11 protein-coding genes and 1 tRNA gene are annotated in these 16,171 nt (G+C 39.6%); 4 read left to right on the top strand and 8 right to left on the bottom strand.

Annotation, left to right across the window (positions count from 1 at the left end; genetic code table 11):
* Positions 1-182: 182 nt before the first annotated feature.
* Positions 183-2,510 carry a membrane-bound PQQ-dependent dehydrogenase, glucose/quinate/shikimate family gene (locus IPMB12_RS10245; protein ID WP_166917328.1) on the top strand — a complete coding sequence of 776 codons (2,328 nt, stop codon included), beginning with the start codon at positions 183-185 and terminating at the stop codon, positions 2,508-2,510.
* 846 nt (positions 2,511-3,356) lie between these two features.
* Here the strand turns inward: IPMB12_RS10245 and IPMB12_RS10240 are convergent.
* The 4 genes from IPMB12_RS10240 to IPMB12_RS10225 form a co-directional block, all read right to left on the bottom strand.
* Positions 3,357-3,986, bottom strand: a complete 630-nt coding sequence (locus tag IPMB12_RS10240) for a LysE/ArgO family amino acid transporter (RefSeq protein ID WP_166917327.1) — start codon at positions 3,984-3,986, stop codon at positions 3,357-3,359.
* An 81-nt stretch (positions 3,987-4,067) separates the two neighbouring features.
* Positions 4,068-6,935, bottom strand: coding sequence for a valine--tRNA ligase (locus IPMB12_RS10235; protein WP_166917326.1), 2,868 nt, complete (start codon positions 6,933-6,935; stop codon positions 4,068-4,070).
* A gap of 214 nt (positions 6,936-7,149) precedes the next feature.
* Positions 7,150-7,611 (bottom strand): DNA polymerase III subunit chi, encoded by a 462-nt coding sequence (locus IPMB12_RS10230; protein WP_166917325.1) that lies wholly within the window; start codon positions 7,609-7,611, stop codon positions 7,150-7,152.
* A 16-nt stretch (positions 7,612-7,627) separates the two neighbouring features.
* On the bottom strand, positions 7,628-9,121 hold the full coding sequence (locus IPMB12_RS10225; protein WP_166917324.1) for a leucyl aminopeptidase: 1,494 nt from the start codon (positions 9,119-9,121) through the stop codon (positions 7,628-7,630).
* Between the two features lie 139 nt (positions 9,122-9,260).
* Between IPMB12_RS10225 and lptF the strand changes: the two genes are divergently transcribed.
* Both lptF and lptG read left to right on the top strand, forming a co-directional pair.
* Complete coding sequence (gene lptF / locus IPMB12_RS10220) at positions 9,261-10,367, top strand: LPS export ABC transporter permease LptF (RefSeq protein WP_166917323.1); 1,107 nt, start codon at positions 9,261-9,263, stop codon at positions 10,365-10,367.
* Entirely contained in the window at positions 10,367-11,431 is a 1,065-nt protein-coding gene (gene lptG / locus IPMB12_RS10215) for an LPS export ABC transporter permease LptG (protein ID WP_166917322.1), read from the top strand. Before lptF ends, lptG begins: the two co-directional genes overlap by 1 nt.
* A 75-nt stretch (positions 11,432-11,506) precedes the next feature.
* Here lptG and nadR read toward each other — a convergent pair whose 3' ends face one another.
* Positions 11,507-12,556, bottom strand: a complete 1,050-nt coding sequence (nadR, locus tag IPMB12_RS10210; protein WP_166917321.1) for a multifunctional transcriptional regulator/nicotinamide-nucleotide adenylyltransferase/ribosylnicotinamide kinase NadR — start codon at positions 12,554-12,556, stop codon at positions 11,507-11,509.
* A 173-nt stretch (positions 12,557-12,729) separates the two neighbouring features.
* On the opposite strand from nadR, the gene IPMB12_RS10205 reads away from it, so the two are divergent.
* Positions 12,730-12,814 (top strand) — tRNA-Leu (locus IPMB12_RS10205).
* Between the two features lie 26 nt (positions 12,815-12,840).
* On the opposite strand, the gene dbpA is transcribed toward IPMB12_RS10205, so the two are convergent.
* The 3 genes from dbpA to mtr form a co-directional block, all read right to left on the bottom strand.
* Positions 12,841-14,214: an ATP-dependent RNA helicase DbpA gene (gene dbpA / locus IPMB12_RS10200; protein WP_166917320.1), complete on the bottom strand. Its 1,374-nt coding sequence runs from the start codon at positions 14,212-14,214 to the stop codon at positions 12,841-12,843.
* Positions 14,215-14,386: 172 nt separating this feature from the next.
* On the bottom strand, positions 14,387-14,770 hold the full coding sequence (locus IPMB12_RS10195) for a RidA family protein (RefSeq protein WP_166917319.1): 384 nt from the start codon (positions 14,768-14,770) through the stop codon (positions 14,387-14,389).
* A gap of 116 nt (positions 14,771-14,886) precedes the next feature.
* On the bottom strand, positions 14,887-16,140 hold the full coding sequence (mtr, locus tag IPMB12_RS10190) for a tryptophan permease (protein WP_166917318.1): 1,254 nt from the start codon (positions 16,138-16,140) through the stop codon (positions 14,887-14,889).
* Positions 16,141-16,171 lie beyond the last annotated feature (31 nt).

Genomic DNA, 16,171 nt, shown 5'->3' with positions numbered 1-16,171 from the left:
TATTAATTCAATTGGTATTTTATCGGGTTGACTTACACGGTATGAGTTCTAGAATAGGAGTTACTATTTTGTTTATTCGACATTTTTATCAAACAAAATAGTGTTACATATCTTTTTACATACTAGATTTATCAATATCTTACTACTTTGTATCATTCCTTTATTAGAGATGGAGTTTCGTTATGGGAATTAATAATAATCTAAGTAGCATTGGTAAGTTATTTGCCTGGATTGTTGGCTTATTACTTATCTTATCCGGTCTATTTTTTACTATTGCAGGCGTTTATTTAATTACTCTGGGTGGCAGCTGGTACTTTGCTATCATGGGTATTGCGATGCTTGTTGCCGGATACTACTTCTTTAAACTTAAACCTTTTGGTGCCTGGCTGTATGGCATTGCTTATGTTCTGACTATCGTCTGGGCAATTTGGGAAGTGGGCTTTGAGTACTGGCCACTCTTATCAAGACTCGCCTTCCTTGGCGGAATTGCTATGTTGGTTGCTTTTGCTTACCCATCACTCAGAAAAGCCGTTGCTTTAAGACCATCTGCCGGTGGTTATAAACTTGGTGGCATTATTGCCCTGCTACTGGTGATTTCAGTAGGCCTTGGCTTTATGCGCCATAACGTCATACCAAACTCTGCGCTGCCTGAGATTTTACCTGTAGCACAAAAGGATTTACCAACTGACTGGCAGCAATATGCTAATACCACCAAAGGCACACGTTTTTCCGGTGCTGAACAAATCACCAAAAATAATATTAATCAGTTAGAAGTCGCCTGGACATTCCGTACTGGTGATATTCCACAAAGTAATGGTTCTGGTGCGGAAGATCAAAGTACTCCTCTGCAAATTAAAGATACTGTTTATCTATGTACAGCAACCAATATTGTCTACGCTGTTGATGCTGATACCGGTGAACAGCGCTGGAAGTATGACCCACATGCCACAGCACCCAACTGGCAGCGTTGTCGTGGTCTTAGTTACTATGAAGATGCCACAACCAGCCGTATTATTATGAATACGATTGATGCTCGTTTAGTGGCGCTAGATAGCAAAACTGGTGAGTTAATTGAAAGCTTTGGTGACCATGGAGTGGTCGATTTAACCAAGCATATGGGAGAAATCAAACCAGGTTATTATGAGCCAACTGCTGCTCCGCTTGTGGCTAAAGACATGATTGTGATCGGTGGACGCGTGGCAGATAACTTCTCAACCGATGAACCAGGTGGTGTTGTACGAGCTTTTAATGTGATCACAGGTCAACAAATGTGGGCATGGGATCCGGGTAATGAAGCAACAACTAATCTGCCTGCTGATGGTGTTTATACCCGTTCCAGTGTTAATGTGTGGGCAACCCTTTCATACGATCCAGACTTAGATAAAATCTATGCTGCAACAGGTAACCCGACACCAGATTTCTATGGTGCACAGCGTACTGAGACAGATGAGAAACATAACTCTTCAGTTGTCGCTCTTGATCGTCAAAGTGGTCGTGTAGACTGGGTTTATCAGACTGTGCATCACGATTTGTGGGATTATGACTTACCTTCTCAACCATTGTTGTACGATATTCCAAATGGTCAGGGTGGCGTAACGAAGGCTTTAGTACAAACCACAAAATCGGGTGAAATCTTCTTACTAAACCGTGAGACAGGTACACCAATTGCCGAAGTAGAGGAAATTGAGGTACCACAAGGTAATGTTGAAGGTGAACGATATTCAGCAACTCAGCCGTATTCTGTTGGTATGCCATCAATTGGTAATGAAACTTTAACAGAAGCTGATATGTGGGGAGCTACACCATTTGACCAATTACTCTGTCGTATCGACTTTGTTGGCTCTGAATATCAGGGGTTATTTACTCCTCCGGGAATGAATAAAACATTGCAGTACCCGGGCTCTTTAGGAGGTATGAACTGGGGAAGTGTTTCAGTTGATCCGACCACAGGCTATATGTTTGTTAATGATATGCGTATTGGTTTAACTAATTGGATGGTTCCGCGTGATCAAATCCCACAAAATGCCAGCGGTATTGAGATGGGTATTGTACCGCAAGAAGGCACACCATTTGGTGCAATGCGTAAACGCTTTATGTCAGTGATTGGTGTTCCGTGTCAGGCTCCGCCTTATGGAACGATGACGGCTATCGATTTAAGATCTCAACAAATTGCATGGCAGGTTCCAGTTGGTACTGTGATGGATACAGGTGTTTTTGGTATTCCGATGCATCTGCCAATGCCAATTGGTATGCCAACACTTGGCGGTTCAATGGCGACTAAATCAGGTCTATTATTCTTCGCCGGTACACAAGATTTCTATCTACGTGCTTTTGATAGCACAACAGGTGCAGAAATCTGGAAAGCTCGTCTGCCGGTTGGTAGTCAGGGTACGCCGATGACTTATGTCTCTCCTGCTACAGGTCGTCAATATGTCGTGATCTCTGCTGGTGGTGCAAGACAATCTCCTGAACGTGGGGATTATGTGATTGCTTATGCTTTGCCTAAGTGATTTTTGATAGATGATAATAAGAGCGCTATTTAGCGCTCTTTTTTTATTACGATATTTTGGTTTCGTATTGTTAGCGGTTTTTTAGCGGGGAACACGCCCCGCGTACGTGTTTTTTGTGTCGTTATTTTTATCAACATTCGGTTGTGGCAGACAGTGCCATCCTTTCGTCATCGCTTTTGTTTTGAGTTTGTATTAGCAGGGTTTTATTGGGGGAGCACGCCCCCGTGCGTGATGTTTTATTGATGTGGTTGCAGGTTCAGTGCGACTTGATGGCCTACCGCACCCCATAGGCACCCGCTCGAGGACTCGCTAAGACCTATGAGGTACACTCTCCATCAATCACTGCATCTGAGATGTAGCTAAAAAAGAATAAAACCTATTCTGTTGACATTCAACACAGAGAAAATAAATACTTGTAAGAATTTAAGAATTTAAGAATTTAAGAATTTAAGAATTTAAGAATTTAAGAATTTAAGAATTTAAGAATTTAAGAGTTTTTTTATCCAAATTCTTTCAAATAGTAGTTTCTTGATATTGAGAAACTATTTTGAGACATCACCAGAGCCTTGATTGATGGAAACCATACTTTAGAGGTCTTAGCGAGTCCCCGAGCGGGCGCCTCTATGGTATGGTCAGCCATCAAGCCCACGGAACAAGCAATATCACCAAAAACATTGCGCACGGGCGGTGCAGTCCGCCCCTAACCCAATGCTAATAACAAACTAAAACACGTGCGCGGGGCGTGCTCCCCGCAAAGCCCTGCTAATAACATCACAGGTCTTCATTTGTGCGACCAAGTCGCTCTTTTAGCTTTTAATAACAGTCATAAAATATTTAAAAACTAAACTACATAATACTTATCGCGTAGCGAATTAGCCCATAAGCGATAAAAAACATTACACAGCCGACAAAAATATCTAAAATTTGCCACATTCTTTTACTTCTAAACATTGGCGTTAAAAGTCTCGCACCATAACCCAATCCAAAAAACCAAATACAAGAAGCTGAAGCGGCACCAATTAAGAATGAGGCTTTTTGTTCAAAAGATAATGTTCCGGCAATACCACCAATAATCACAACTGTATCTAAATAAACATGTGGATTAAGTAATGTAATCGCCAGTGTTGCTAAAATAATTTTAGCCAGAGGGGTTTTATTGCGTAGATCTTTATCTGATAAATCAATAAAACTATTGCCTTTATAGGCGCTCTTAAACGCATTAAAACCATACCAGAGCAAAAAGATTGCTCCACCACAGGCTAAAACGATAGTGGCAATCGTACTCTGACTGATAATACCTCCTACACCAAGTACACCAATACTAATTAAGATGGCATCACATAAAAAACAGATCAATGAAACCCAAAAAATATGGTTTCTCATTAATCCCTGCTTCAGAACAAATAGATTTTGGGCGCCGATGGCTATAATCAGGCTACCGGAAATAATGGCACCTCTTAGAATATCTTCAAACATAATCATCCACTTAATTTTGACAGATAAAAAACCACCTTAAAAATAAGGTGGTTTAGTTGAAATTATAACCAGTTGATTTTATTACATATTTTTTATAACAGTATATTGTTCTTGTAGTTTAGCTTTATCGTCTGCATAACCTTGTAGCTTCTCTTTCTCTTTAGCTACTACAGCTTCAGGTGCTTTATCAACAAAACTCGCATTAGATAGTTTACCTTCGATACGGCTGATTTCACCTTCTACTTTGGCAATCTCTTTAGTCAGTCTTTCCAACTCGGCGTGTTTATCAATTAAACCCGCCATTGGAATCAGTAACTCTGCACCATCTACCAGCTTAGTCACAGATAGTGGCCCTTTCTCACCATTCTCTAAAATAACAATTTCAGACAGGCGAGCTAAAGATTCAATAAACGTGACATTGTCACTGATTCGACGATGTGTGGCCGGCGAAGCATCACGAATAAGCAGCTCAAGTGGTTTACTTGGTGCAATGTTCATTTCAGCCCGAATGTTACGCACAGCAATAATGACTTGCTTAATCCAGTTAATATCTTCAACGGCTTGTTCATTAACCCATTTATGCTCAAATTCAGGTATTGCCTGTAGCATGATTGTATCAGCAGTAATCCCTTTAAGTGGCTTAATGTTTTGCCAGATCTCTTCGGTGATAAACGGAATAATTGGATGTGCTAAGCGTAGTAACGCTTCAAGCACAGTCACGAGTGTATGTCTTGTCGCGCGTTGTTCATCAGCTGAACCATTTGCAATCACAGGTTTAGTTAACTCTAAATACCAGTCACAGAATTGATTCCAGGTAAACTCATATAAAATACCTGCAGCAATATCAAAACGGTAAGTATCGAGTGCTTCACGGTACTCTTTCACTGTTTGATTAAACTCAGCCAGAATCCACTTATCTGCCAGAGAGTAATCCATCGCCCCGCCTTTTAAGCCACAGTCATGCCCTTCTGTATTCATCATTACGTAACGGCTAGCGTTCCATAGTTTATTACAGAAGTTACGATAGCCTTCAAGACGTTTCATATCCCAGTTGATATCACGGCCCGTTGATGCCAGCGCAGCAAGTGTAAAACGAAGAGCATCAGTACCGTGCGCTTCAATACCTGTTGGGAATTGTTTCTCGGTACGTTTACGAATTTTCTCTGCCAGTTGTGGCTGCATCATATTACCGGTACGTTTTTCCAGTAATTCTTCAAGCGAGATACCATCAATCATATCTAAAGGATCAATAACATTCCCTTTAGATTTAGACATTTTTTGACCTTCTTCGTCACGAATAAGACCAGTTACATACACCGTTTTAAACGGAACCTGTGGCGTACCATCAGCATTTTTCAGGAAGTGCATCGTAAGCATAATCATACGTGCAACCCAGAAGAAGATAATATCAAAGCCTGTCACCAGTACGCTGGTTGGATGGAATGTCATTAAGTCATCCGTTTTATTTGGCCAGCCAAGCGTTGAAAATGTCCAAAGACCCGATGAGAACCAGGTATCAAGTACGTCTTCATCTTGATTTAATACAACGTTTGCCGCAATGTTGTTATCTTTACGCACTTCTTCTTCACTGCGTCCAACATAAACATTACCTTGTTCATCATACCAGGCAGGAATACGATGCCCCCACCATAACTGACGGGAAATACACCAATCCTGAATATCATTCATCCAGGAGAAATACATATTTTCATACTGTTTTGGTACAAATTGAATTTGGCCATCTTTTACTGCATTAATGGCAACTTCTGCCAGTGGTTTAGTTTTAACATACCACTGATCGGTCAGCATTGGCTCAATAACCACACTACTACGATCGCCATATGGAATTGTTAAATTATGTGGTTCAATTTTTTCCAGCAGCCCAAGTGCTTCAATTTCGGCCAGCACCGCTTTACGTGCAGCAAAGCGTTCCAGTTTTTGGAACTGTGCAGGTAATTCAGCTGAGTACACATCACTTTCCTGACCATGAGTATCAAATACCTGTGCCTGTTCACGAATATCAGCATCTAAAGTAAAGATATTAATCATTGGTAACTGGTGACGACGACCTACTTCATAGTCATTAAAGTCATGAGCTGGAGTAATTTTTACGCAACCGGTACCCTTTTCCATATCAGCGTGTTCATCACCAATAATTGGAATACGGCGATTAACCAGTGGTAAAGTAACATATTTACCAATTAAATTTTTATAACGCGGATCTTCAGGATTTACAGCAACACCAGTATCACCAAGCATAGTTTCCGGACGTGTAGTTGCCACAATAAGGTAGTCTTTACCATCAGCCGTTTTAGCGCCATCAGCAAGCGGATAACGTAAATGCCACATTGAGCCGTTAACTTCTTTGTTTTCGACTTCCAGATCAGAAATAGCCGTACGGAATTTTGGATCCCAGTTAACTAAGCGCTTACCACGATAAATAAGCCCATCTTTATGTAATTGAACAAAGACTTCTTTAACCGCATTAGATAAGCCTTCATCCATCGTAAAACGTTCACGCTCCCAATCAACAGAGTCACCTAAACGGCGCATTTGACGAGTGATGCTACCGCCAGATTCTGCTTTCCATTGCCAGATACGTTCAATAAATGTTTCACGAGTAAAATCATAACGGGTTTTATTCTCTTCTGCTGCCAGTTTACGCTCAACCACCATTTGAGTAGCAATACCTGCATGGTCAGTCCCTGACTGCCATAAAGTATTTTTACCTTGCATACGATTATAACGAATTAACGCATCCATAATCGTCTGCTGGAACGCGTGCCCCATGTGCAGACTACCGGTGACATTTGGTGGTGGAATAGCAATACAATAACCTGGCTGAGATTTATCGCCATTTGGTCGAAAATAACCGCTCTCTTCCCAGTGACGGTAAATAGGTTGTTCGATCTCTGACGGATTATATGTTTTATCTAATGTTTTTTTCATGTTTATCGTGACTAATCAAGTTAAAAGTAACAGACAAATAATAAACTTAAACTATGCCAGTTTATTGTGTATTTGATATTTACGGATTTATTTAAAAATTGCTGAATATATTACTATAAATTCGATAAGATGTTTAGTGATCAAGAAATTTTGTCTTTTATTTAATCGAAGAGCCAAATAACAAGACTTAGATGCAGTATTTATCACTCAAAACTTATGATTTAACAACCGGAATCGTTTTTAGATTAAACCCAAGATTTTTATATGATTTATAACGCTCACGGGCTAAGTTCTTTTGTTGCTCCGGTGATGGCACAAAATCAATCACATCACTAAAAAATGCTGCAAAATCAGGAATGTCATCTTGCAAATTAATTAATAACTGACGAGCACCACTCCCCCTTTTTTGTGGCCAGCAGATTTCAACCGGGGCACCACCTTTTGGCCCTTCTCCGGCTAGATTATGCGGAACAAAGTCTTCAGTATTGAGTTGCCACAAATATTCATCTATCTTTTCTGCTTGAGTCTGAGACTGACAGGCGATCAAAACACGGACTTTATTCTTCCACGCTTCAATGGCTTTCTGGCAGGCATAAATTTCTTCAGGCGTAAGCTGGCCGCTAACAGCATTACTATTAGCAGCGTCTTCGAACAGATAGAACAGGACTTTTTTCATTATATCTTGTTACACCTTAGTTTTTACCGACACGGTTAAGCAGATATTGCACCAGCATCGCTACCGGACGACCTGTCGCACCTTTAGCAGCACCTGACTTCCAGGCGGTACCCGCAATATCTAAATGCGCCCATTGATATTTTTCGGTAAAACGAGCAAGGAAACAACCAGCAGTAATTGTACCACCATCACGTCCGGCAGCATTAGCCATATCAGCAAATGGAGAATCAATTTGCTTCTGGAAATCATCATCCATTGGTAACTGCCATGCTTTGTCACTGGCTTGTTTTGAAGCAGTCACTAAACGCGCCGCCAGTTCATCATCATTAGCGATAACACCGGTATAGTGATGACCAAGAGCGACAATGCAAGCGCCAGTTAGTGTGGCAATATCAATCACAGCTTCAGGATTAAAACGCTCAACATAAGTTAGCACATCACAAAGTACTAAACGCCCTTCTGCGTCAGTATTCATCACTTCAACAGTCTGACCTGACATGGTAGTTAAAATATCACCCGGGCGATAAGCCTTAGAACCTGGCATGTTTTCACAACCTGCCATCACACCAGTCACATTGACTGGCAGTTTTAGCTCTGCAATTGCCTGCATAACACCAAAAACAGAAGCGGCCCCACACATATCATATTTCATCTCGTCCATGCCAGCAGCCGGCTTAATTGAGATACCACCTGAATCAAACGTTAATCCTTTACCGACCAAAACAATTGGTTTCGCTTTTTTATTAGCTGCACCCTGATATTCCATAATAGTCATCATAGATTCATTGGCTGAACCCTCACCAACAGCAAGATAAGCACCCATTTTAAGCTTCTTCAGCCCCGCTTCACCAACGACAGTCGTTTTAATACTGGTATGAGATTTTGCCAGTTGCTGACCTTGTGCAGCTAAGTAAGCAGCATTACAGATGTTAGGCGGTAAATTTGCTAAATCCTTAGTAGCATTGATTGCAGAACTAATAGCCAGACCATGCTCTAAACCCAGTTTAGCTTGTTTAATATTCTCTTTAGACCCAGAAATTGCCAGTTTCACTGAACTTAATGCAATAGCTGGTTGTTTTTTCTTCACTTTAAACTGGTCAAAGCGGTACACTTGTTGATGAACTTCTTCAACTAATTGACGAGCAAATTGATAACCTTTAGATTTATTTAAATCAGAGAGCAAGAAGACAACATCAGAAATTTGCTTAGTAATAATCTGTCCGGTTGCTTTAATGACAAACTGTTTATACTCTTTCTCATTAAAATCAGCTTCTTTACCGCAGCCAACAAAAAGCAATTTATCAACAAGCAGATTAGGAACCTGATAAAGAAGAGTTGTGTCACCTAGTTTAGTACTAATTTCTCCTTTCTTAATCAGTTGACTAATCCAGCCTTCACTAATGGTGTCCAGTTGTTTGATCGCGGGTGATAATTTATCAGACTCAAATAACCCAACAACTAAACACGGTATCTTTTGTTTTTTAATTTCACTAATAATTGAAAATTTCATTGTTATCTCCTTAACATTGATTCCTTTATTCTATAGTTTGCCACAATGTTAGCAACTAAAAAATGTATGTAAGATCAGGTAATTTCAGTCTATAATATCTGACATTAATTTAATTATTCTCTTGTAACAGGCCCTTGATGTGATTATCACCCGATATGTCGTAAAAGAAACACTAAAAACACAGTTCGCGATTCTATTCGTGTTGTTACTTATTTTCTTTTCACAAAAACTGATCCGTATTTTGTCCAGTGCGGTTGAAGGTGATATTCCTAATAACCTGATATTTCCTTTACTTATGCTCGGGATTTCTGAGATGGCACAACTCATTTTGCCACTTAGTCTGTTTCTGGCTATTTTAATCGCCTTTGGACGTCTGTATTTAGAAAGTGAAATGGTGGCTATGTTCGCATGTGGGGTAAAAAAGCGTTTTCTTTATCATGTTGTGCTATTTCTCTCTATTGTTACCGGCCTTTTAACTCTCACTAACTCCATCTGGTTTGGGCCATGGTCAGCGTATCAGCAAAAGCAACTGGTTGAAAATGCTAAAGCCAATCCTAGTTTAGCTGGTCTATTAGCCGGTCAATTCCAGCATTCTCCCAAAGGTGATGCCGTTTTATATTTAGGGAATGTGAACAGAAATAATCTGGAAAATGTGTTCATTGCTCAGATGAATAACTCTGAGACGCAGCGACCTTCTATTATTATTTCTAGCAAAGGCCATATCGCTCAGGATAAAGACGGTAACCAGATTATTCTGCTTAATGACGCCACCCGCTACGAAGGTACCGCCCAACTACGTGACTTTAGAATTACTGAATTTAAAGATTATCAGGCTATTATTCAGCCAAAAGCTGTTGATATAGATTCCAGTATACAAGACAGTAATGTTGAACAGTTAAGCTTCTCGGAGCTGCGCTCTCTCTGGTCACAAAGAGCCAAAACTGAGTACTTCTGGCGTATTACACTGATTTTATCCGTGCCTCTGATGGCCTTTATGGTAATTCCTCTCAGTGCCGTTAATCCCCGTCAGGGTAAAGTGGCTAACTTCTTACCGGCTATTTTGCTGTATCTGGTCTATTTCCTGTTACAAAGTGCCATTAAAGCAAACGCGATAAAAGGACGACTTGATCCCGTCCTCTGGATGTCTGTAGTTAATGGTGCCTACTTCTTATTTGCCATCGCGATTAATCTCTGGAATAGCCTGTTTATGCGTAAGATTCGCTTTAGAATAAAAGGATTAGCGTAATGTTTGGAATTTTAGATCGCTATTTAGGCAAAACAATTCTTGGTACTATCGGTATTACGCTGTTTATGCTGGTCAGCTTATCCGGCATCATTCGTTTCATTGATCAATTACGTAAAATTAAAGAGAACTATGACGCACTGTCAGCTGGGCTATATGCGCTATTAATGGTACCTAAAGATATTGAGCTCTTCTTTCCGATGGCGGCACTACTCGGCGCACTCATTGGCCTGGGTATGCTGGCATCAAAAAGTGAGCTGGTTGTTATGGAAACAGCCGGCTTTAGCCGTATTAAAATTGCCAAAGCAGTCATGAAAACAGCAATTCCGCTGGTTCTTTTAACAATGGCTATTGGAGAATGGGTAGCCCCAATTGGTGAACAAACAGCGAGAAGTATGCGTTCAGAAAGAACTTATGGCAGTTCAATTATCTCCAGTCAGGGCAGTGTCTGGGCTAAAGATGGTTCAACATTTATTCATATTGGTCGGGTTAATAGTGATAATTCAGTCAATAATTTAAATATCTATACAGTTGAAAATGATCGTCTGACTAAGCTCACTTATGCTGCTTATGCTTATTATAAAGATCGCACATGGACTATGATGCAAGTTGAAGAAACTGACTTAAGTAATCCGGAACGCGTAGTGGGAACTTCTTTGTTAAATAAACGCTGGAATACCAATGTCACACCTGATAAGTTAAGCATTGTTGCGCTAGACCCTGACTCTTTATCAGCCAGTGGCTTATATGAATATACGCAATATTTAGAAAGTACCGGACAGGATGCATCTAACTATAAATTACTGTTCTGGAAAAAACTGTTAAAACCATTATCTGTGGCGGTAATGACCCTTATGGCATTATCGTTTATTTTTGGGCCACTGCGTTCTGTATCAATGGGAGCAAGAGTTCTGGCGGGTATCACTGGAGGGTTCATCTTTTACGTAGCTGATAGTGTCTTCTCTCAACTTAGTGTGGTTGCTGGCTTTAATCCAATCATTGGTGCCCTGCTCACTAGTACTGTCTTTTTATTAATCAGCATATTCTTGTTAAAGAAGAAGCGCTAACGACTTTCAAAAACTGTAGAATATAAAAAGGCTTTGAATCAAATCAAAGCCTTTATTTTTAAAGCAATCACGAGATTAATACTTACCTTGTTTTACCGTCTCCAGAATCTTATCTGCGAATTGAACTGCCTGCATAAAACGTTCCAGATAATTATCTGATGTAATAGACAATGTTCTGCCTTGTGGTAATTGATTAGGGAACTCTTTTAGTAAAGATTCAAACAGTGGTGATGTTTTACTTCTGTCAGAGTTAACACGCAAGCCATCATCAACCCATTTCACGGTGGGTGCTAAATGAATGACATAGTCATAATGCTCGCTGGCGGCGATTGCTGTCACAATTGGGTTACTTACACCTTCATATAACCGATGATAGTACTCAGTAATAAAGGCATTGGTATCAATAAAGACAATTTTATTGGCACTCTTTAAGGCTTGCTCTTCCAGCTCTTTATTACGATAGGCAATTTTGGCGTAATCATAGCTTTCATACAACGACTCATCCATAAACAGCTCTTTTTCAGAGAATGTGCGCCCGTACTCCTCTGTCCAGCTGGTATTAAATAATTTACCCAGCATCATCGCCATGGTTGATTTACCGGTACTTTCCTGCCCAATTAGACAGACACTGATGGTGTAATCTTTACGTACAATAGAGGGAATATAATCCCAGTTTTGATAGATATTTTCACGCACCATGGTGGCAGAAATGGGAACACGAGTACGATGAGAATCAACAATCACTGGGGTAATACTTGGGATATATTGTTTTAGCTGAGCAACCTCTTCTGGCTCACCAGAGAAAATAGCACAATCTTCACCAACAAATGGTTGTAATAACCCGGCAAACTCCTTCCAGCCATCCGGGAAAGACGGAATATCTGCTTCATCAATAACATGGATTGAGATATGTTTAATCTCCTGATAAGTATGCAGCAACCACTTTTTGCGATTCTTAAGCCCGAGTCTCTTGCGATCACGGACATTTTGCTGATCAACCCAGCGCTGATCATAAGAAATGATCACTTTTAAGTGCTCACATTGGCATGCAGCAATATTAATCAGGTTGATATGTCCACGAGTAAGCGGTGCAAATTTACCAATCACAATTCCATTTTTAAACATCACGATATTCCTAATAGAGAGTTATAGGTTTGGCTATATCATAGCAAAAATATTCAAGATTTCTAATCAATGCTGCATTTTCATGCAATTAATAATTAAATCAGGAATAATCAGTTGAAAGGAAATCTTAGGCGGGTATAATTTGTGCAGTTTACCCAAACACACTTCTTTATGCCTGAGTGGCGAAATCGGTAGACGCAGTTGATTCAAAATCAACCGCCTTCGGGTGTGCCGGTTCGAGTCCGGCCTCAGGCACCAATCATTATTCTATTTTGTATCAAGCATTATAACTTCCGAGCCCGAACCGTTTTACCTTTAATCTTTCCATCCTTAAAGTAAGTTAGCATCTGTTTGACGGTATTATGATGAATAGCAACATAAGTATAGAGTTCGGTAATATTAATTTTACCAATATTTTTGCCATCTAAATTGGCATCTTTTGTTAACGCTCCAAGGATATCGCCAGGTCTTATTTTATTTTTTCGTCCAATAGTCAGACAAATGGTTTGCATATTTGGTTGAACAATATTTGCAGAATCGATAGTTAGATTAGGTAATGTTTGCCAGACTAGCTTACTGTTTAGCACTTCTTCTATCATATTTGCTCTTTGGATTTCATTAGTTGCAACAAGCGTTACTGCTAAACCTTTTGCACCCGCACGACCTGTGCGCCCAACCCGGTGAACGTGCACTTCAGGATCTGGCGTAATCTGATAATTAATCACCACATCCAGTTCTTTGATATCTAAACCACGAGCGGCAACATCTGTGGCGACTAAAATAGCACGACTTTTATTAGCAAACTGAAACAAGACTTGTTCCCTTTCCTTCTGTTCCAAATCACCGTGTAAAGCAATGGCACTAAAACCTTGTTTATTCAAATATGCTTCAACTTCCTGACACGCAATTTTAGTATTACAAAATACAATAGTTGATTCACAAGGATTTAGATTAATAATTTTCGCTAATGCCTGATCGCGCTGATAATTATCAATCTCATAAAAATACTGTTCAATTTCATTATTTTGCTCATCAACTGAAATCATCTCCGGAGAATTCTGCATTCGTTTACTCATTTGCATGATATTGTCCGGATAAGTCGCAGAGAATAATAATGTCTGACGAGATACAGGAGAGTTAGTCAAAATACGCTCAATATCATCTTCAAAACCCATCTCAAGCATTCGATCAGCCTCATCAAGAACTAATAGATTCAAATGGCTTAAATCGAGGGATTGTCGTTGCAGATGATCAACCAAACGGCCAGGAGTCCCAATAATAATATGAGCACTGTGTTCTAAAGAACCAATTTGTGGTCCTATTGGCACGCCACCGCACAGTGTTAATACCTTAACATTATTCATTAAACGCGCTAAACGACGAATTTCATTTGCAACCTGATCAGCGAGCTCTCTTGTCGGGCAAATCACGAGTGCTTGTGTGGTAAATTGTTCAACATTCAGTTTAGATAAAATTCCTAAACCAAATGCCACGGTTTTACCGCTGCCGGTTTTTGCTTTGGCAATAACATCTTTGCCAGTTAAGATTAATGGTAATGATTGTGCCTGAATAGGTGTCATTGAAGAAAATTCCATCAACTGGAGATTATCCAGTAACGGTTTTTTTAAAGGTAATGATGAGAAAGATAATAAATCCACAGTAGCTCTTTAGATTATTAATGTTTTTTATAAAAACAAGTCAGTAAAATATGCGCTACATCATAACTGATTACCGTCATAATTACTCTGATTTAATAATAAATAAAAAACCAGTCACCCTGATGGTGACTGGCTCTTATCATTTCATTCTTGATGATTATTAAAAACAACACTATTTTGATGCGATTATCTCTATCTCAACCTTAGCATCTTTAGGCAAACGAGCCACCTGTACACAGGAACGTGCCGGAAATGAGGCCTTATTATGAGTAAAAAACTGCTCATATATAGTATTTACCGCTACAAAATCATTCATGTCAGCTAAAAATATCGTGGTTTTAATGATGTCAGCTACAGCATAGTTAGCTTCAGTTAAAATCGCTTTAATATTAGCTAAACTTTGTTGGGTCTGCTCATTCACATCAGCAGGCATTTTATTTGTTACCGGGTCAATAGGTAGCTGTCCGGACATAAATAAGAATTGCCCTAAATCAATAGCCTGAACATAAGGCCCAATTGCAGCTGGTGATTTATCTGTGTTAATAATCTTTTTCATAATGACTACCTCACTTAATTTCAGATTCAGTTAAAATAACATCCTGTTAAACTTCTCAATCAATTGATTAACTGTTTAACTCAAAACTTTTCTTTGCAAAAACTTCATAACCCAGGCTAATACACCGGTAGTAAATCCAGACTTGATAATACAAAGGCCAAAATATTAATAATGCCAAACAGCAGCACAATATATATCATGACCTTTCCACCCCAGACTTTAAATGTCGAGACAGTAAAGCGCCTTCTGGATTCTTGTGCTAATAAAGCAGGAACAATAACAGCCCATATCGTTGCAGCCAGTCCAGCAAATCCAATCGCATATAAGAAACCATTAGGATAAATCAGCCCGCCTAAAACAGGTGGAATAAAAGTGACCAAAGCAGTCTTAAGACGACCAATCGGACTATTATCAAATTTAAACAAATCAGCCATATAATCAAATAACCCAAGCGTGACACCCAAAAATGAGCTGGCAACAGCAAAGTTAGAAAATACCAGTAACACAATCTGTACCCATCCTTTCTCACTCACTCCGCCTAAAGCTGAAACCAAAGTATCAATATTTCCACCGCCAGCGATAATAGGTTTAAAATCAGGTCTTGGTATATTTCCCATCGCACAAATTAACCAGATTACGTAAAGCACCAGCGCAATCAGTGAACCAAAAAGTAATGCCTTAAAAATCCTCCTTGGTTCTTTACCGTAATAAATCATTAAACTTGGGACATTACCGTGGAAACCAAAAGAAGCTAAACAGAAAGGAAATATCATAAGTACATAAGGAAAATAGCTTGCATCAACCTCATTAACATTAAGTAAAATAAAAGGATCGACTTGTCCAAGTAAATTTCCAAACGTTAAAAAGAAAGTAAGAATTTTGACACCTAAAACAAAAGCCGCAACACGTGTGACAGCAGCTGTACTTACCCATACAAAAAAGCCAAATACCAGAGCAAAAAGAGTCCCGGTAATTCTGGCTGGAATTTGTATACCAAATTTATCAATCGCGGTTAAACTTAATACAGAACCACTTGCCGAAATGTACGCGTAGGTCAAAATATAAAGTACAAATGCAACAGTAAAGCCATTTAATGCGTTCCATTTATTACCTAACAAATCTTTAACTACCGTATTAAAACTGGATCCTACAGGATAATGTAGATTAGCCTCTAAAAGCATTGCTCCTGACGTTAACATGCAAAACCAGGTTAACACTAAAACCAGGCCACCCCAAAATATCCAGGAGCCAGCCATCACAATAGGTAATGAAAACATTCCGGCACCAACGACAGTTGCGCCGATAATCATTGCTCCACCAAACAGAGAACCTTTGGAAGAGTGATAACGCTGTGGAGATGAATTAGACATAACTTCTCCTGACAATATCATGTTTATAATA

The sequence above is a fragment of the Zophobihabitans entericus genome (assembly GCF_011745665.1).
Classification (GTDB): Bacteria; Pseudomonadota; Gammaproteobacteria; order Enterobacterales; family Orbaceae; genus Zophobihabitans; species Zophobihabitans entericus.
Note: the sequence above shows the minus strand (reverse complement) of the source record. Positions and strands in the feature narration are given on the sequence as shown.

What these genes read in the sequence shown, in the direction of transcription:
- IPMB12_RS10245 (WP_166917328.1), top strand. Translation starts at nt 183, where the DNA reads ATGGGAATTAATAATAATCTAAGTAGCATTGGTAAGTTATTTGCCTGG.
- IPMB12_RS10240 (WP_166917327.1), bottom strand. Translation starts at nt 3,986, where the DNA reads ATGTTTGAAGATATTCTAAGAGGTGCCATTATTTCCGGTAGCCTGATT.
- IPMB12_RS10235 (WP_166917326.1), bottom strand. Translation starts at nt 6,935, where the DNA reads ATGAAAAAAACATTAGATAAAACATATAATCCGTCAGAGATCGAACAA.
- IPMB12_RS10230 (WP_166917325.1), bottom strand. Translation starts at nt 7,611, where the DNA reads ATGAAAAAAGTCCTGTTCTATCTGTTCGAAGACGCTGCTAATAGTAAT.
- IPMB12_RS10225 (WP_166917324.1), bottom strand. Translation starts at nt 9,121, where the DNA reads ATGAAATTTTCAATTATTAGTGAAATTAAAAAACAAAAGATACCGTGT.
- lptG (WP_166917322.1), top strand. Translation starts at nt 10,367, where the DNA reads ATGTTTGGAATTTTAGATCGCTATTTAGGCAAAACAATTCTTGGTACT.
- nadR (WP_166917321.1), bottom strand. Translation starts at nt 12,556, where the DNA reads ATGTTTAAAAATGGAATTGTGATTGGTAAATTTGCACCGCTTACTCGT.
- IPMB12_RS10195 (WP_166917319.1), bottom strand. Translation starts at nt 14,770, where the DNA reads ATGAAAAAGATTATTAACACAGATAAATCACCAGCTGCAATTGGGCCT.
- mtr (WP_166917318.1), bottom strand. Translation starts at nt 16,140, where the DNA reads ATGTCTAATTCATCTCCACAGCGTTATCACTCTTCCAAAGGTTCTCTG.